This window comes from Actinomadura sp. 9N407, from assembly GCF_044326315.1.
Classification (GTDB): domain Bacteria; phylum Actinomycetota; class Actinomycetes; order Streptosporangiales; family Streptosporangiaceae; genus Spirillospora.
In genome coordinates this window covers 49,925-66,321 of record NZ_JBIRAW010000009.1, presented here as the reverse complement: position 1 = coordinate 66,321, position 16,397 = coordinate 49,925, and the positions used below count along the sequence as shown (strand labels likewise).

The 16,397-nt window shown below is 74.5% G+C and carries 14 protein-coding genes; 9 read left to right on the top strand and 5 right to left on the bottom strand.

All coding sequences use genetic code 11. The annotated features are described in order from the left end of the window. Positions 1-31 precede the first annotated feature (31 nt). The gene (locus tag ACH34Q_RS16260; protein WP_395983773.1) at positions 32-2,962 is read right to left on the bottom strand and encodes a hypothetical protein; all 2,931 of its coding nucleotides are present in this window, start codon (positions 2,960-2,962) and stop codon (positions 32-34) included. 172 nt (positions 2,963-3,134) lie between these two features. Here ACH34Q_RS16260 and ACH34Q_RS16255 point away from each other — a divergent pair, with 172 nt between their 5' ends. Beyond that, positions 3,135-4,112 carry an EamA family transporter gene (locus tag ACH34Q_RS16255; protein ID WP_395983772.1) on the top strand — a complete coding sequence of 326 codons (978 nt, stop codon included), beginning with the start codon at positions 3,135-3,137 and terminating at the stop codon, positions 4,110-4,112. Positions 4,113-4,118: 6 nt separating this feature from the next. On the opposite strand, the gene ACH34Q_RS16250 is transcribed toward ACH34Q_RS16255, so the two are convergent. Further along, positions 4,119-4,880 carry an ABC transporter permease gene (locus ACH34Q_RS16250; RefSeq protein WP_395983771.1) on the bottom strand — a complete coding sequence of 254 codons (762 nt, stop codon included), beginning with the start codon at positions 4,878-4,880 and terminating at the stop codon, positions 4,119-4,121. A 34-nt stretch (positions 4,881-4,914) separates the two neighbouring features. Next, complete coding sequence (locus tag ACH34Q_RS16245) at positions 4,915-5,865, bottom strand: ATP-binding cassette domain-containing protein (RefSeq protein ID WP_395983770.1); 951 nt, start codon at positions 5,863-5,865, stop codon at positions 4,915-4,917. Positions 5,866-5,955: 90 nt separating this feature from the next. On the opposite strand from ACH34Q_RS16245, the gene ACH34Q_RS16240 reads away from it, so the two are divergent. From ACH34Q_RS16240 to ACH34Q_RS16220, 5 genes are all read left to right on the top strand, one after another. After that, the gene (locus ACH34Q_RS16240) at positions 5,956-6,771 is read left to right on the top strand and encodes a TetR/AcrR family transcriptional regulator (protein ID WP_395983769.1); all 816 of its coding nucleotides are present in this window, start codon (positions 5,956-5,958) and stop codon (positions 6,769-6,771) included. A 56-nt stretch (positions 6,772-6,827) separates the two neighbouring features. Continuing rightward, entirely contained in the window at positions 6,828-7,454 is a 627-nt protein-coding gene (locus ACH34Q_RS16235; protein ID WP_395983768.1) for a hypothetical protein, read from the top strand. A 476-nt stretch (positions 7,455-7,930) separates the two neighbouring features. Then, positions 7,931-8,878, top strand: a complete 948-nt coding sequence (locus tag ACH34Q_RS16230) for an acyl-CoA desaturase (protein WP_395983767.1) — start codon at positions 7,931-7,933, stop codon at positions 8,876-8,878. A 79-nt stretch (positions 8,879-8,957) separates the two neighbouring features. Further along, positions 8,958-10,721, top strand: coding sequence for a fatty acyl-AMP ligase (locus ACH34Q_RS16225; protein WP_395983766.1), 1,764 nt, complete (start codon positions 8,958-8,960; stop codon positions 10,719-10,721). Between the two features lie 185 nt (positions 10,722-10,906). After that, positions 10,907-12,196, top strand: coding sequence for a cytochrome P450 (locus ACH34Q_RS16220; protein WP_395983765.1), 1,290 nt, complete (start codon positions 10,907-10,909; stop codon positions 12,194-12,196). A gap of 51 nt (positions 12,197-12,247) precedes the next feature. On the opposite strand, the gene ACH34Q_RS16215 is transcribed toward ACH34Q_RS16220, so the two are convergent. Continuing rightward, positions 12,248-12,985: an alpha/beta fold hydrolase gene (locus ACH34Q_RS16215; RefSeq protein ID WP_395983764.1), complete on the bottom strand. Its 738-nt coding sequence runs from the start codon at positions 12,983-12,985 to the stop codon at positions 12,248-12,250. Between the two features lie 111 nt (positions 12,986-13,096). Between ACH34Q_RS16215 and ACH34Q_RS16210 the strand changes: the two genes are divergently transcribed. Genes ACH34Q_RS16210 through ACH34Q_RS16200 form a run of 3 tightly spaced genes read left to right on the top strand, consistent with a single transcriptional unit; the run spans position 13,097 to position 15,244 of the window. Further along, positions 13,097-14,014 carry a helix-turn-helix transcriptional regulator gene (locus ACH34Q_RS16210; RefSeq protein WP_395983763.1) on the top strand — a complete coding sequence of 306 codons (918 nt, stop codon included), beginning with the start codon at positions 13,097-13,099 and terminating at the stop codon, positions 14,012-14,014. Next, positions 14,014-14,508 (top strand): AAA family ATPase, encoded by a 495-nt coding sequence (locus tag ACH34Q_RS16205; RefSeq protein ID WP_395983762.1) that lies wholly within the window; start codon positions 14,014-14,016, stop codon positions 14,506-14,508. Before ACH34Q_RS16210 ends, ACH34Q_RS16205 begins: the two co-directional genes overlap by 1 nt. Further along, positions 14,489-15,244 carry a tRNA(His) guanylyltransferase Thg1 family protein gene (locus ACH34Q_RS16200; protein WP_395983761.1) on the top strand — a complete coding sequence of 252 codons (756 nt, stop codon included), beginning with the start codon at positions 14,489-14,491 and terminating at the stop codon, positions 15,242-15,244. Before ACH34Q_RS16205 ends, ACH34Q_RS16200 begins: the two co-directional genes overlap by 20 nt. Here ACH34Q_RS16200 and ACH34Q_RS16195 read toward each other — a convergent pair. Continuing rightward, on the bottom strand, positions 15,209-16,372 hold the full coding sequence (locus ACH34Q_RS16195) for an amidase (protein ID WP_395983760.1): 1,164 nt from the start codon (positions 16,370-16,372) through the stop codon (positions 15,209-15,211). The genes ACH34Q_RS16200 and ACH34Q_RS16195 overlap by 36 nt on opposite strands. Positions 16,373-16,397: the final 25 nt, after the last annotated feature.

The following is a 16,397-nucleotide window of genomic DNA, read 5'->3' as shown; positions in this document are numbered from 1 at the left end:
CGCGGGCGGGACCGTACGCGACAGTGGCCTGTCAGGACAGTTCGGCGGCGATCCCCTCGAAGTCGGCGGCCGTCAGCGACAGCGTCGAGGCGTTCCCGATCGCCTGGGTCGCCTCGGCCCGGCCCAGATGGCGGGTCGCGGCGCGGTCCAGGTAGGCCTCGATCAGGCGCGCGCCGGTCAGCCGCCCGCGCGGGCGCAGCACCGCCAGGTCGTGGTCGACGACCTGCCACGCGCCGGTGTCCAGCAGCAGCCGCCGCTCCTCGGCCAGCAGCGCCAGCAGCGCGTGCCGTACGCGCGGCTCGGTGAGGTCGGGCAGCCGGACGGCGCGCAGGTCGGTCACCAGCTCGGGGGAGGCGGCCGACAGCTCGCCGACGCGCTCGGGCTCGCAGGTGCCCAGCAGCGCGGTGTCGCTGACGCCCTCCAGGCGGGCCCGGTACAGCGTCGACGCGAACGCCGGGCCCTGCGGATGGTCGAGGATGAGCGTCTCCAGCCCCTCCAGCAGCAGGACGTGCCCGGCGTGGTCCTCCAGCGCCGCGCGCAGCCCGTCGGGTCCGCGCTCGCGCAGCTCCTCGGCGTGCATGCCGTGTACCTCGCCGCTGGAGACCTCCACCTCGGCCAGCGCGCGGGCGGCCATCCGGGCCAGCCGGCGCTGCCCGCTGGAGGGCGCGCCGATCAGCAGCAGCGCCGGGACCGAGGCACTGGAGACCTCCTGGCCGCGCAGCCGCTTGGCCCACTTGCCGCGGCGGCGCACCTCGGTGACGACGCGTTCGATGTCGTCGGCGCCGCACAGGAACCGGATGCCGTACGCCTCGGCGACCTGCGGGCTGGGACCGGGATCGGGCGAGGGCGGCATGGGCGGCGGCGGCTCGGGCACCGGGGCCGGCGGCGGTGGCAGCGACGCCTCCGGCGCCCCGCCCGCCGGGCCCTGGTCGACGTCGGCGCCCGGCCACGCGGGCCGGGACGGCGCCGGCCCGGCACCGGCCGGATCCAGCTGCGTGGCCAGCGGGTCGGGATCCATGGGAGCGCCCGGCGGGCCGGCCGGCCACGCCGGCTCGTCCCCGAACCCGCCCGGCCCCGGAGTGTCGGCGCCCGGCCACACCGGCGCGGTGGCCGCGGCCGGCGGCGACATCGGCGGTGCGGGCGGGACCGGCGGCCCGGGCGGAGCGGCCTGCGGCGAACCCTGCTGCTGCGCCTGGGGCGGGGCCGGAGGCGGCGGCTGGTAGGGGGCGGGCTCGGGACGCGGCGCGCCGTCGGGCGCGGGCGGAGGCGGCGGCGGGGGGATGCGCGGCGGCGGGGACGCCGAGGCGAACGGATCGCCGGCCTGCCCCTGCGGCCCGGCCCCGGGAGCGCCGGGGACGCCGTGCCCTTCCTGCCCCGGCGGTGCCGGCGGCGGGATCGGGGCGCCCGGCGCGTCGTCCAGCATGCCCTGCGGCGGCGGCGCCGGCGCGGCCTGCGGAGGCGGCGCGGGCGGACGTGCGCCGGGGGAGGGGACCGGGGCCACCGGCTCGTCCGGCCCGGGCGCCTGCGCCTGGCGCTCGGACGCCAGATGCGCGCGGGCGGCCTTGATGATGTCCCAGGCGCTGAGCTCGTCGGTGGAGGGCGGGGTGTGCATCGCCGGGCTGGTCAGCTCGGCGGCGATCGCCTGCGGCAGCGCGAACCCGGTCGAGGGCGGCGGGACCTGCGCCAGCCGGCACCAGGTCAGCCCGAGCGTGTAGGTGGTGGCCAGCAGTGCCGCCAGCGCGTCGGCGTCGCTGGTGCGCAGCGCGTCGGGCAGCCGCCCCTCGCGCGGCCACAGCTCGCGCAGCGGATGCTGGGCGTCGGTCAGCACCGCCTGCAGCGTGCGGGCGCTGTCGGGATCCAGCCACCGCTGCAGCGCCGGCAGCGCGGTGGGCACCATCTGCAGGTCGGCGCCGAGCACGGCCACGCCGGCGCGGCGGACCTCGTCGTGCGGGCGGCCGCCGGTGACGTTGCGGGCGCCGGTCAGCGCCGACACCATCTGCTGCAGGTCGTACAGCGCCAGCCGCAGGTACTCGCCGGGTGCGGCGTCGCGCACCATCGGGGTGGCGTACTCGGCCGGGCAGCGGCGCCGCCACTCCTGCAGCACCGCGGCCGGTCCGTAGCGGGCGGTGGCGATGTCCTGCTGCACCAGGCGCAGCGACGCCGCCGTCACCGCCGCCAGCGCGTCGGCGCCCGGCCGGAACCGCGGATCGCCCTGCAGGCCCGCGGCGACCTCGTACATCACCCGGGCGATGTGGGCCGCGCCGCCGCCGTCGCCGGCCAGCAGCCGGTTGATGTAGTAGCCGGCCAGGGTGCTGAAGTCGGGCGGCATCATCCAGTGCAGCCGCTCGGCGGGCGTGGTCAGGAACGGGATGAACGACTCGATCAGCGGATGCTCGGTCAGCACCACCGGCGACCCCGCGCACCACAGCAGCGCGCCCCACGCGGCGGCGACCGTGCTGGGCGTGCCGGGCTGGAACATCGGGTCCTGCTGGGCGAACTGCGCCGGGTTGACCGCCCACGCCGTGGTCAGCGCCTGCTGGATGCGCGCCACCACCGACGTCTCGGGGACCGGCCCCAGGAACCCCAGCGAGGCCACCCGTCCCGCCGACAGGTCCGGGCCCGTGGGGAACAGCTGCGGCGGCGCCGGCGGGGTCCCCGCGCCGCGCGGCGCCGGGACGACGGCCGCGCGGTCGCCGGGGGAGGCGGGCGGCGGGCACGGATGCCAGTTGCCGTCCAGGCCGCACCGGTACCAGCGGCCCCACGCCCCGTACAGCCACCACTCGCTGGCGCCCCACAGCATCCGCGCGGCGACCTGCTCGGTGCGCTGCTGCGGCGCGGCGGTCCGCCACCACGGCGAGGCCACCAGTTCCCTGACGTTGCCCTCGACCGCCGTGAAGAGATCCGCCGCCGCCGTACCGCCCCCGCTTGCGCCGGGTCCCGCCCCGGCCCCCTGCCAGTTCACCAGGCGAATGCTAGTCGTTCGCGCGGCCGGTCCCGGCATCGATCCGGCAACGCGGGACGCATCCGGCCTCACCCGCCCATCCGCCCGCACACCGGCGGACCCCGGCATGCGCTTCGACGTGTAAGGAGCGTTATGTCATGATGCTCCTTAGTTTTGGGGAGAGGGGACACCGATGGACCAGGCGGCGCGCACCAGGGCCACCGGGCTGGCCTTCGCCGTGCTCTCCTCGATCTGCTTCGGTGCCTCCGGCCCGTTCGGCAAGGCCCTGATCAACGCCGGGCTCACCCCGCTGCAGGCGGTCTGGCTGCGGCTGGCCGGCGCCGCGCTCGTGCTGGTCCCGCTGGTGCTGGTCCTGCGCGGGCCCGCCTCCGTCCGCGCCCTGCGCCCGCACCTGCCGCGCCTGGCGGTGTACGGGGTGACCGGCGTCGCCGGCTGCCAGGCGTTCTACTTCGTCGCCGCGTCCCGGCTGCCGGTCGGCATCGCGATCCTGCTGGAGTTCACCGGCCCGGTGATGGTGCTGGCCTGGCTGCGGCTGGTACGGCGCGTACCGGTGCACCGCACCGCCGTCGTCGGCGTCGCGGTCGCGGTCGCGGGACTGGCGATGGTCGTGCAGGTGTGGGCCGGGCTGCGGCTGGACGGGATCGGCCTGGCGGCGGGTCTGGGCGCCGCCGCCTGCCAGGCCGCCTACTTCCTGATCATCGACCGGCTGGCCGGCCGGGTCGACCCGCTGGCCATGACCGCCGTCGGCTGCGTGGTCGCCGCCGCCGCGCTCACCCTCATCGCCGTCCCCTGGGCGCTGCCGTGGGGGACGCTGGCGGCCGCCGTGCCGATCGGGAGCCACACCGCGCCCGGCTGGCTGCTGGCCGCCTGGATCATCGTGGTCAGCACCGTCGTGGCCTACCTGGCCGGCACCGCCGGGGTGCAGCGACTGTCGGCGCAGGTCGCCGGGGCCATCTGCTACACCGAGGCGGTCGCGGCCACCCTCATCGCCTGGGCCGCGCTCGGCGAGCGCCTGGCGCCCGTGCAGATGGCCGGCGGCGTGATCGTGCTCGCCGGGGCGTTCATCGCCCAGCGCGCCGTCATCGAACCCGCCGCCGTCCCCGCCGCGTCCTCGCCGCTGACGCCCGCGCCCGCCCTCACCCCGCCCTGACCGGCCTCAGGCGTTCTCGCGCTGGAAGCGGCGGGCGCCGAGCGCGACCGACACCGCCAGCAGCACCACCGTGACCACCGTGCCCTGCACGATCGCCCCGCTCGCCCAGTCGCCGGCGAACGCCGCGCGCACCGCGTCCACCACGTACCGGAACGGGTTCACGTCCGAGACCGCCTGCAGCCACCCCGGCGCCATCGTCATCGGCAGCAGCACCCCCGACAGCAGCATCAGCGGCAGCGTGACCGTCGACAGCAGCGGCGCGAACGCGTCCTCGCTGCGCGTGGCCATCGCCAGCACGTACGACAGCGAGGCGACGCTCAGCGCCAGCAGCACCACCAGCACCAGCCCGGCGGCCATGCCGGCCACCGGCGCGCGCAGGCCCAGCGCCAGGCCCGCCGCCAGCAGCATCACCGCCTGCACCGCCAGCACCACGGTGTCGCGCAGGATCCGGCCCAGCAGCAGCGCCGTCCGGCTGACCGGCGTGACCCGCAGCCGCTCCACCACGCCCGAGCGCAGGTCGGCGATCAGGCCGAAGCCGACGAACCCCGCGCCGAACAGCGACAGCTGGACCAGGATGCCGGGCACCAGCACCTGCCAGGCGTCGCCGGCGCCGAACCCGCGCACGCCGGTCAGCCCGCTCAGCAGCGGGCCGAACAGCAGCAGGTACAGCAGGGGCTGCACCGCCCCGAAGACGACCGCGACCTTGCTGCGCAGCGTCTGCCGCAGGTAGCGGCCGAAGATCAGACGGGTGTCGCGCGCGATCCGCACGAGAACCTCCAGAAGACGAGGGGGATGGGTTCGGTCAGGCGGCGTCGCGCAGCGAGCGGCCGGTGACGGTGAGGAAGACGTCGTCGAGCGTGGGGCGGGCCATGCGCAGCGCGGTCAGCTCCACCCCGGCCGCGTCCAGGTCGCGTACCAGCCCCATCAGGGCCTGGTCGCCGTCCTGGACGGTCAGCCGCAGCTGCGCGCCGGTGACCGCCGCCTCCCGTACGGCCGGGTTCGCGGCCAGGGCGTCGCGGGCCCGGGCCGCGCCCTGGGCCGCGTCGGCCAGCTCCAGCGTGACCACGTCACCGGAGACGCGGCGCTTGAGCTCCTCGGGCGTGCCCTCGGCGACGATGCGGCCGTGGTCGATGATGAGGATCCGGTCGCACAGCGCGTCGGCCTCGTCCAGGTAGTGCGTGGTGAGGAAGACCGTGGTGCCGTCCTCGCCGCGCATCCGGCGGATGTGCTCCCACAGGTTGCCGCGGCTCTGCGGGTCCAGCCCCGTGGTGGGCTCGTCCAGGAACACCAGCGGCGGCCCGTGCACCAGGCCCAGCGCGATGTCCAGCCGGCGGCGCTGCCCGCCCGACAGCGAGCCCGCCGGGCGCTCCCGCAGGCCCTCCAGATCCAGGCGGGCGCACAGCCCGGCGATGCGCGCGCCCGGATCCCCCACCCCGTACAGGGCCGCCTGCAGCGCCAGCTCCTCGCCCACCGGCACGCCCGGGTCGGTGCCGCCGGCCTGCCCGACGTAGCCGATGCGGCGCCGGACGCCGGCGGCGTCGGCGCGCAGGTCGTGCCCGGCCACCGTCGCGGTCCCGGCCGTCGGCGCCAGCAGCGTGGTGAGCATCCGCAGCGTCGTGCTCTTGCCCGCGCCGTTGGGGCCCAGGAACCCCACGATCTCGCCCGGCGCCACGGCCAGGTCGACGCCGCGTACCGCCTCGACGGCGCCGTTCCTGGTGCTGAAGGTACGGGCCAGCCCGCGTGCCTCGATCACAGTCGCCTCCCTCGGGTCGCCGATAGAGTAACCCAAACTTTTAAGTGACTCCAAATTTTAAGTGACACCAGGACAGGTAGAATCTCCGCCATGACGGAACGGGAGGCGGCCGGGCGGCACCCGGTACCGGCCGGCGGCCGCGAGAACCCGCCCGGACCGCGGCAGCCGGGACCGCGCGAGCCCGGCGAGCGCGAGATGGGCCTGCGCGAGCGCAAGAAGCTGGAGACGCGCCGGCGGCTGTCGGACCTGGCCACCGGGCTGTTCATGACGCGCGGATTCGACAACGTCACCATCGCCGACGTCGCCCGCGCCGCCGACGTGTCGGTCAACACCGTCTTCAACTACTTCGGCACCAAGGAGGACCTGTTCTTCGACCGGCAGGACGAGATCGTCGCCCAGGCCGTCCAGGCGCTGCACGACCGGCCTCCCGGCGAGTCCGCGGTCGCGCTCTTCCACCGCGAGTTCGTCGAGGGCCTGGAACGCAACGCCTACCAGACCGCCTTCCACGAGGGCAGCGAGACGTGGGCCAAGACCGTCCTGGACAGCCCCGCCCTCACCGCCCGCCAGCGCGAGATCGGCCGCCGCGCCGAGGAGGCGCTGGCCGCCGGGCTCGCCGAGGAGACCGGCGCCGGACCCGACGACCTGGGCCCCCGGATCGCCGCCGCCATGATCTTCTCCGCGCAGCAGGTCCTCGTCGGCGAGATCGTCCAGCGCAAACTCGCCGGCCAGACCCTGCAGGAGATGCGCTCCGACGTGTACGCCGCCGTCGAACGCGTCTACGGCCTGCTGGAGAACGGCATCGGCGACTACGCCGTCAAGCCCCCCGCAGGCGGCGCGGACGAGTCCCCGGACCGCGACCCGGCGGGCGAGGAAAACCGCGGCGGGAGCGCGCCCGCCGGAAAATGAGTGTCGGGGCACTCGCGGAGATTCTTAGACTCCATGATTGCGGAGGCGAAACAATCATGGACACCCCCACACTCCTCGGCCATCTCGAGGCCGGCACCGGCCCGCTGGCCCTGCCCCGGGGCGGCACCCTGTGCTGGGACGACGCGGACCTGCACCGCGCCGCCTACACCGACGACCCCGAGGGCTACGCGCTGCTCGGCCTGGCCCCCGGCGTGGCGCCCTGGCAGCGCGCCCGGGTCCTGCTGCAGGTCCTGGCCGCCTCCCAGGCCGGCCTCGACGACGCCACCCGCGCCACCCTGGCCGCGACGGCCCGCGCCCTGACCCTCGCGCTGCCCCCCGGCCACGTCGTCACCGTCCTGCTGGGCCTGCGGCGGCTGCGCGCCAACCACAAGCACACCACCCGCGCCGCGCTGCGGTTCATCCTGGAGCACCCCGACGCCGACACCCTCATCGCCGCGCGCCGCCCCGCCCTCGTCGACTGCTTCGAGCACGCCCTCGGCAAGGCCACCGCCCGCGGCTGCGCCCGCCGCATCGCCGAAGGCGACACCGGCTCGGACTACCTGCAGCGCAGGCTGCTGCGCTTCCTGACCGCCCCCCACGCCGCGCTGCCCCGCGTCCGCGCCCTGTACGAGCCCGTACCGGCGGCGCGGACGGCAGGCCCCGATGAGCGACCGCACGTGTGAAGACACCGCGTGAACGGCGCCACCCTGTGACGGCCGCATCGCGCGGCGGGCACGACCTGGGGGCGGGCACCGCCTCGTGAACGGGAGCCCCAAAGGGGTTGCCCCGGGCGGGCCCGCCCACTTCAATCGACACCTACGGGAACTGTGCCGGGCACGCCGGGCCGATACCTGATTCCAGATCAGGCACGTCGTCGCAGACGACCGCCTCACCCGACGCCCGCGCCGGCCGCCTGTCCCGCCCCCCGTCCCTCTTCAGCGCTCCCCGGCTCCGGCCCCAGCTCCCCGCGCCCGTCCCAGGTGTTCTTGTCAGTCGACTGCGGAACCGCCCGCCGAACAGTTGAGATCACGTAGAAGCCCCCGCGCGGCACCGCGCCGTACGGTCGTGCCCATCGCGGCGGCGAGACCGGCGGCGGGTGCCACAGAGCCCCGGACCGGGTGCCGGCCGCCGGCCTGTCCCGAACCGCAAGGAGCTCTCCATGACAGCGGGCGTCGCCGATGTGGGCAGCAAGGCCCCGCAACCGGACATCTCACCCAAGGTCGTGCCGCTCATCGAGCGGATCAGCGTCATCGTCTTCGTGGTCGCCCCGATCGCCGGGGTCCTGGCCGCCGTCCCGTTCTTCTGGGGCTGGGGACTGGGCTGGACGGACGTGGCCATCTTCGCGGTGCTGTACCCGTTCAACGCCCTGGGCGTCACCATCGGCTACCACCGCCACTTCACCCACGGCGGCTTCAAGGCCAAGCGCTGGCTGCGGATCGCGCTGGCGATCCTGGGCGGCCAGGCCTGGCAGGGCTCGGTGATCTTCTGGGTGGCCGACCACCGCCGCCACCACAAGTACGCCGACCAGCAGGGCGACCCGCACTCGCCCTGGGCCTTCGGCCCCGGCGTGTGGGGACTGACCAAGGGCCTGTTCCACGCCCACATGGGCTGGCTGTTCCGCAAGCACCGCACCTCCCGCAGCAAGTACGCCCCCGACCTGCTCGCCGACAAGGACCTGCGCCTGCTCGGCCGCAACGACGTGTACGTGCTCATCGCCGCCTCCACCCTGCTGGTCCCCATGGCCCTGGGCGCCCTGCTCACCTGGTCCTGGCACGGCGCCGTCACCGCCCTGTTCTGGGCCGGGCTGCTGCGCGTGTTCGCCGGCGACCACATCACCTTCTCCATCAACTCCATCTGCCACGTCTTCGGCAAGGCGCACTTCAAGACCCGCGACCAGTCCCGCAACGTGTGGTGGCTGGCCGTCCCCTCGTTCGGCGAGTCCTGGCACAACCTGCACCACGCCGACCCCACCTGCGCCCGGCACGGCGTCCTGAAGGGCCAGATCGACATCAGCGCGCGCGTCATCTGGCTGCTGGAGCGCCTCGGCTGGGTCTGGGACGTGCGCTGGCCCGACGAGAAACGCCTCGCCGCCCGCCGCATCACCTGAGCGCGCCCCGACCGCGCCCGCAACGCGCCCGCAAGCCGCGCGCCGCGCCCAAGGCGCGCCCCATCCCTGGAGCACCCCCATGACCACCACCCCCGGCGGCCTGGACCGCACCCCCCTCGTCACCCGCCTGGCCCGCTGGGCCGAGCAGTACCCCGACGACCGCGCCTACACCTACGTCGACTACACCACCGACATCGGCGGCGCCGACATCGACATCACCTGGAGCGAACTGGACGCCCGCTCCCGCGCCGTCGCCGCCACCCTGCGCCAGAGCACCGACGCCGGCCAGCGCGTGGCGATCCTGGCCCCGCAGAACCTCGAGTACGTCATCGCCTTCCTCGGCGCCCTGTACGCGCGGGTCATCGCCGTCCCGCTGTTCTCGCCCGACCTGCCCGGGCACGCCGACCGGCTCATGGCCGTCTACGGCGACGCCGAACCCGAATGCGTCCTGACCACCACCGAGGCGCTCCCGCACGTGGAGGCGTTCTTCGACGCCAACACGATCCCCCGCCCCAAGGCCGTCCTCAACGTCGACCAGGTCGACCGCGCCCTCACCTGGGACCCCGAGCCGATCGACCCCGACGACCTGGCCTACCTGCAGTACACCTCCGGCTCCACCCGCGTGCCCGCCGGCGTGATGGTCACCCACGGCAACATCGCCGTCAACGCCGAGCAGTGCTGGGGCACCTTCGACGGCATCCCGCGCGTGTCCACCGGCGTCAACTGGCTGCCGCTGTTCCACGACATGGGCCTGGTCACCGCCGTCGCCCTGCCCATCGCCCACGCCAGCCCCGCCGTGCTCATGGACCCCGTCGCGTTCATCATGCGCCCCGTCCGGTGGCTGGAGCAGCTCAGCAAGCAGAGCCACGCCTTCACCTGCGCGCCCAACTTCGCCTACGAATACCTGTCCACCAAGGTCAGCGACGAGGAGAAGGCCGCCCTGGACCTCTCAGGCGTCCAGGTGTTCATGAACGGCGCCGAGACCATCCGCGAAGGCACCCTCACCCGCTACCTGCAGGCCTACCGCCACCACGGCCTGCGCGCCGAGGTGCAGGTCCCCGCCTACGGGCTCGCCGAGGCCACCGTGTACGTGTCCTCGTCCTCGCGCTACCGCAAGCCCACCGTCAAGGCCTTCGACCGCGACGCCCTGGGCCGCGGCGCCGTCGAGCCCTGCGCCCCCGACGACGAGCGCGCCTCGGTCATGGTCGGCTGCGGAACCCCCTACGGGCAGCACGTCGCCATCGTCGACCCGGCCACCCGCGAGCGGCTGCCCGAGGGGCGCGTCGGCGAGATCTGGGTGCACGGCCCCAACGTCACCGCCGGCTACTGGGGACGCCCCGAGGCCACCGCCGAGACGTTCCAGGCCGTCCTGGCCGGCGACCGCGGCGACCTGCCCGAACGGCCCTGGCTGCGCAGCGGCGACCTGGGCGTCTGGTACGAGGGCGAGCTGTACGTCACCGGCCGGATCAAGGACCTGGTCATCATCGACGGCCGCAACCACTACCCCCAGGACATCGAGTACACCGCCTACAGCGCCCACGAGGGCGTGCGGCACGAGTACGTCGCCGCGTTCGCCGTCGCCGGGCGGGAGACCGAGAACCTCGTCGTCGTCGCCGAGCGCAACCGCCGCGTCCCGATCCGCCGGCTGGACCCCCGCGAGGTCGCCGACGCCGTCCGCGGCGCCGTCCAGCACCACCACGACGTGCGGGTCGACGACCTGGTGCTCATCGAGCCCGGCGGGCTGCCCCGTACCAGCAGCGGCAAGATCTCGCGCACCGCGTGCCGCACGGCCTACCTGGACGGGGCGCTTCCGGTGACCCGCATCGAGCCGGACGCCGGCTGACCCGCCGGCGTCCCACGGCCCGGCCCCGGAGAAGGGTGGCTCCGGGGCCGGGCCATGCCACGCCCTTCCCGATTCCGGGCCCTGCCGGAGGCTGTGCAGTGGGTCACAGCATCGCCACGCCCATTGACCGTAACCGGACACTTATCCAAGCTGGGGGCGGACGAAACGACGGAAGGTGTCTCAACGTGGCCATCCAGCGGGCGAGCACGGTCGGCGACGGCATCGACCTCAGCGACCTGAGGTTCTGGGGACGCCCCCTGCCCGAGCGCTACGAGGCCTTCGCGCGGCTGCGCGCCGAGGGCGCGCCCCGCCACTACCCCGACCCTCCGGTCCCGTTCGCCAAGGGCGGCGCCGGCTACTGGGCCCTGGTCCGGCACGCCGACGTCCTGGAGGCCAGCCGCAACCCGCAGGTCTTCAGCAGCGAGCCCAACGCCACCACCGTCATCGACGGCCCGCAGTGGCTGGACAAGTACGTCAACTCGATGATCAACATGGACGATCCGCGGCACGCCAAGATCCGCCGGATCGTGTCCCGGGCGTTCAGCCCCAAGATGCTCGCCAAGACCGAGGACGACGTGCAGGCCCGCGCCGAGCGGATCGTGGCGGAGCTGATCGCCTCCGGCCCCGGCGACTTCGTCGCCAAGGTCGCCGTCCGGCTGCCCGTCGAGATCATCTGCGACATGCTCGGCATCCCCGCCGAGCTGTACCCGCGGGTGCTGCGGCTGACCAACATCGTGCTCGGCAACTCCGACCCCGAGTACACCGGCATCACCCCCGACATGGGCCGGGTGCGCACCGGGCTCGGCCTGGCCAAGGTCGCCTGGGCCAGCCGCGAGCTGCACCGGCTGGCCGCCAGGCTCGGCCGCGCGCGGATCAAGGCCCCCACCGGCGACCTCACCTCCGCGCTGGTCACCGCCAACGTCGACGGCGAGAAGCTCACCGAGCGCGAGTTCGGCACCTTCTTCCTGCTGCTCGTGGTCGCCGGGAACGAGACCACCCGGACCGCCATCGCGCACGGGCTGCAGCTGTTCACCGACAACCCCGAGCAGAAGGAACTGCTGCTGGCCGACTTCGACGGCCGGATCGGCGGCGCGGTCGAGGAGATCGTCCGGATGTCCACCCCGGTCATCTGCTTCCGCCGCAACCTCACCCGCGACCACGAGATGAACGGCCGGACCTACCGCGCCGGCGACAAGGTCATGCTGTTCTACAACTCCGCCAACCGCGACGAGGCCGTGTTCACCGACCCCGACGCCTTCGACATCACCCGCTCGCCCAACCCGCACGTCGGGTTCGGCGGCCCGGGCCCGCACTTCTGCCTGGGCGCCAACCTCGCCCGCCGCGAGATCACCGTGATGTTCAAGGAGCTGTTCACCCGCCTGCCCGACATCCGCACCGACGGCGAGCCGGACCGGCTGATGTCCAACTTCATCAACGGCTACAAGCGCCTGCCCTGCACCTTCACCGCCCCCTGAACGGGCCCGCCCACCCGAACGGGCCCGCCCCGCCCACCTGACGGCCCTCGCTCAGAGGTCGCCCAGGAGGGCGGCCAGGTCGGCCGGGCGCGACAGCATCGGCCAGTGACCGGTCGGCAGCTCGCGGAAACTCCACTCCGGACCCGCCAGCATCCCGAACACCGGGTTGCCGCCGGCGATCATCTGCTCCACCGCCGCCAGCGGGAAGGTGCTCGCGACCATCGTCTTGGGCGTGTCCGGGACCGTCCCGGGCCGGGCCGGAGCCTGCGTCGCGGTCCCCACCGGCTGCGGCGTGGCACGCTCGCGCAGCAGCGCCAGCGCCGCCTCGTCCAGGCCCGCCAGCTGGTGCGGGTCGGCGGCCGGATCGAACGGCGGCGCCGGGATCAGCCAGCCCTGGCCTTCCCCCGCCACCCGCTTCTCGATCGCGGCCCGCTCCTCGGGATCGTTGAAGTCCATCTGCGCCATCCCCGGCGGCAGCGGCGCGGTGTCGACGTAGACGACCCGCGCCAGCCGCTCGGGGATCCGGTCGGCGGCGCCGGTGACCGGCATGTTGGCGCCGCTGTGCCCGACCAGCACCACCTCGCGCAGGTCGCCGCCCTCGATGAGGCCGACGATGTCGGCGATGTGGGTGTCCACGTCCACCTCGGGCGTCGCCTCGCCCGCCCGCTCGGCCAGCCCGGTGAGCGTCACCGGGTGCACCTGGTGACCCGCCTCGCGCAGCCCGCGGGCCACCTCGTCCCACGCCCACGCGCCGAGCCAGAACCCCGGGACCAGTACGAACGTCGTCATCATGCACTCCTTGCCGTTGCCTGTAAGAAAGAGCATAAGGTTGATACCGGACAGGAACCGCCCGGATTAAGCGAGTGACCCGTGTCACACCCCACGACCCGAATCCTGACGATGCTCGAGCTCCTGCAGGCCCACCACCGGATGGGCGGCGCCGAGCTGGCCCGCCGCCTGCGGGTCGACGAGCGCACCGTCCGGCGGTACGCGGCGCGCCTGGAGGACCTCGGCATCCCCGTCGTCGCCGAACGCGGCCGCTACGGCGGCTACCGGCTGATGCCCGGCTTCAAGCTCCCGCCGCTGATGCTCACCGACGACGAGGCCACCGCCGTGGTCCTCGGCCTGCTGGCCGGGCGCCGCGTCGGCCTGCCCGGCGAGGCCACCGAGAGCGCCCTGGCCAAAGTGCAGCGCGTCCTGCCCGCCGCCCTGCGCGAACGCGTCCAGGCCCTCCAGGACACCCTCGGCTTCACCCTCGCCGCCCGCGACGCCCAAGCCCCCGCCACCGCCGCGCTGCTCACCCTCGCCGAGGCCGCCCGCGCCCGGCGGCGCGTGCGGCTGCGCTACCGCTCCTTCAAGGGCGGCGACAGCGAACGCGACCTGGACCCCTACGGCCTGGTCTTCCACTCGGGCCGCTGGTACGTCACCGGCCACGACCACCGCAGCGGCGAGGTCCGCACCTTCCGCGTCGACCGCGTCGTGTCCGCCGAACCGGGCCAGGACACCTTCGACGTCCCCGAGGACACCGACCCCGTCCGGCACGTCACCCGCGCGCTGGCCGGCGTCCCGTACGCGCACGACGTCGAAGTGTGGCTGGAGACCACCCTGGCCGAGGCCCGCCGCCGCATCCCCCCGACCGTGGCCACCCTGAACGACAGCGAGGGGGGAGTGCTCATGACCACCCGCGCCGAACGCCTCGACGGCATGGCCCAGATGCTCGCCGGACTCGGCTGGCCGTTCGCCGTCCGCCGCCCCGCCGAACTGCGCCAGGCCGTGCACGACCTCGCCGACACCCTGCACACGCAGGCGGACCGCTGATGGAACTGGCCGTCCTCATCGGGCTGCAGGCCTCCGGCAAGACGACGTTCTACCGCCGGCACCTGGCCGCCACCCACACCCACGTCAGCAAGGACCTGTTCGGCCGCTCCTCCCGCCGCAAGCAGCACCGCCAGCTGCGCCTCATCGCCGAAGCCCTGGACGCCGGGCACAGCGTCGCGGTCGACAACACCAACCCCTCACCCCAGGAATGGGCACCGCTGATCGAGCTGGGACGCCGGTACGGGGCGCGCGTCACCGCCTACTGGTTCCCGCCCGACGTCCCCGGCGCCGTCCTGCGCAACGCCGCCCGCCCCGCCGAAATCCGCGTGCCCGATATCGGGATCTATGCCACCCTCAAGCGACTGCGGGCGCCGCGTCCCGGCGACGGCTTCGACGCGCTGTACACCGTCGGCCTCGACGGCGCCGGCGGCTTCACCGTCACGGAGACGCCCCGCACCGGCGAAGGGACCGCGAGTGCGCCTGAAAGACCTTGAAGCCCGGATGCGCGAACGGGAATGGTTCCACTCCCTGACCCTGCCGCCCGGCGCCTGGGCCGTCATCCGCGTCGACGGCCGCGGCTTCTCCGCCTACACCGAGAGCCGCTTCGGCAAGCCCTTCGACCCGCGCTTCTCCGCGCTGATGACCGGTGCCGCGCAGGCGCTGCTCACCGAGTTCCCCGGCCGCTACGCCTATACCGAGAGCGACGAGATCTCGCTGGTCCTTCCCCCCTCGTTCGACCTGTTCGGCCGCGAGGTCGAAAAGCTCGTCTCGCTGTCGGCCGCGACCGCCTCGGCGGCGTTCACCCACGCCGCCGGCGAGCCCGTCACGTTCGACGGCCGGATCTGGATCGGCACCGGCGAGCAGGACGTCGTGGACTACCTGTCCTGGCGGCAGGCCGACGCCGCCCGCTGCTCGCTGAACGGCTGGTGCTACTGGACCCTGCGCGAGGAGGGCCTGACCGCCCGCCAGGCCACCCGGCGCCTGGAACGCGCCACCGTCCCCGAGAAGAACGAACTGCTGTACGCGCGCGGCGTCAACTACAACGAACTCCCGCTCTGGCAGCGCCGGGGCATCGGGCTGTGGTGGGAGACCTACGACAAGACCGGCCACGACCCCGTACGCGGCACCGACGTCACCGCCACCCGCCGCCGCGTCCACGTCGAACGCGAACTGCCCATGAAGGACGCCTACCGTTCACTGGTCGGCGACCTCATCACCCGCACCGGCTGAAGCGGGGCCGAAGGGGCGCGTCAGGGACTCCAGGCGGGCGGCCACGGTCAGCAGGGCCGCCTCCCGGCCGTGGGCGGCGACGGCCTGCAGGCCCACCGGGGTGCCGTCGCCGGCGAAACCGGCCGGGACGCTGACGGCGGGATGGCCGCTGACGTTGAACGCCCACGTGAGATCGACCGTCATCGCCTCGCCCGGCCCGCCGTGGCCGTGCGGCGGCGTGGGCGTCGCCGGAGTCAGCAGCACGTCGGCGTCGCGGAACAGCGCGTCCAGCCGCTCGCCGTTGACCGTACGGACGTGGGCGTCGTCGCGGCCGGCGCGCAGGGCGCGCCACGCGGGCCCGGGGTCGAGCAGGGCCAGGTCGTGGGGACGCCAGATGACGGCGCCGGCCTCATGGAGGCGTCCGGCCGCGGCGTGGGCGACCGCCTCCTGCTCGCCGTCGACCGCGGCGTAGCCGAGCGAGGCGGACCACACGGCCCGCAGTGGCTTCTCCAGGGTGGGGAACTCCTCGTCGAGCATGACCGACAGGTGCAGGGCGGCGTCGCGTGCCGTACGGGTGAGCGCGCCCAGGGCGGCCAGGCCCGCGCGGTCGCGGGTCGGCAGCCGCCGGTTGGTCGGCTTCAGCCCGATCACGCCGCACCAGGCCGCCGGGATCCGCAGCGACCCGGCGCCGTCGCTGCCCGTGGCCAGCGGCACCACCCCGGCCGCCACCGCCGCCGCCGAACCCGCCGACGAGCCGCCCGGAGAGCGGCCGGGCCGCCATGGATTGGCCGTCGGGCCGCGATCGGTGTGCCCCCAGGTCTGCCACGGTGTGGACGCCTGCGGTACGGAGGTCAGGCCCAGCACGACGCAGCCCTCGCGCTCGAGCCGCCGGGTCTGCGGCCCCTGCGAGCGCAGCCACGCCTTCACCCCGATCGGCACCCCCGCCAGCCGCGGGCGCTCGCCGCGCAGGACGGCCCGGTCGACCGAACGCGCCGCCTCCAGCGCCCGATCGGGCCACACCTGGGTGAACGCGCGCAGCACGGGCTCGCTCCCGTCCAGGCGTGCCAGCGCCGCCCGCACCATCTCCTCGGCCGACACCTCGCGGCGCCGCACCAGGTCCGCCGTCGCCGTCGCGGTCGCGTCCAGCATCACCACCGCACCCTACGGCCGCCGG

Coding starts and splice junctions, on each gene's coding strand:
- ACH34Q_RS16235 (WP_395983768.1), top strand. CDS start 6,828: ATGGACACCCCCACACTCCTCGGCCATCTCGAGGCCGGCACCGGCCCG.
- ACH34Q_RS16205 (WP_395983762.1), top strand. CDS start 14,014: ATGGAACTGGCCGTCCTCATCGGGCTGCAGGCCTCCGGCAAGACGACG.
- ACH34Q_RS16240 (WP_395983769.1), top strand. CDS start 5,956: ATGACGGAACGGGAGGCGGCCGGGCGGCACCCGGTACCGGCCGGCGGC.
- ACH34Q_RS16225 (WP_395983766.1), top strand. CDS start 8,958: ATGACCACCACCCCCGGCGGCCTGGACCGCACCCCCCTCGTCACCCGC.
- ACH34Q_RS16215 (WP_395983764.1), bottom strand. CDS start 12,985: ATGACGACGTTCGTACTGGTCCCGGGGTTCTGGCTCGGCGCGTGGGCG.
- ACH34Q_RS16230 (WP_395983767.1), top strand. CDS start 7,931: ATGACAGCGGGCGTCGCCGATGTGGGCAGCAAGGCCCCGCAACCGGAC.
- ACH34Q_RS16210 (WP_395983763.1), top strand. CDS start 13,097: ATGCTCGAGCTCCTGCAGGCCCACCACCGGATGGGCGGCGCCGAGCTG.
- ACH34Q_RS16195 (WP_395983760.1), bottom strand. CDS start 16,372: ATGCTGGACGCGACCGCGACGGCGACGGCGGACCTGGTGCGGCGCCGC.
- ACH34Q_RS16255 (WP_395983772.1), top strand. CDS start 3,135: ATGGACCAGGCGGCGCGCACCAGGGCCACCGGGCTGGCCTTCGCCGTG.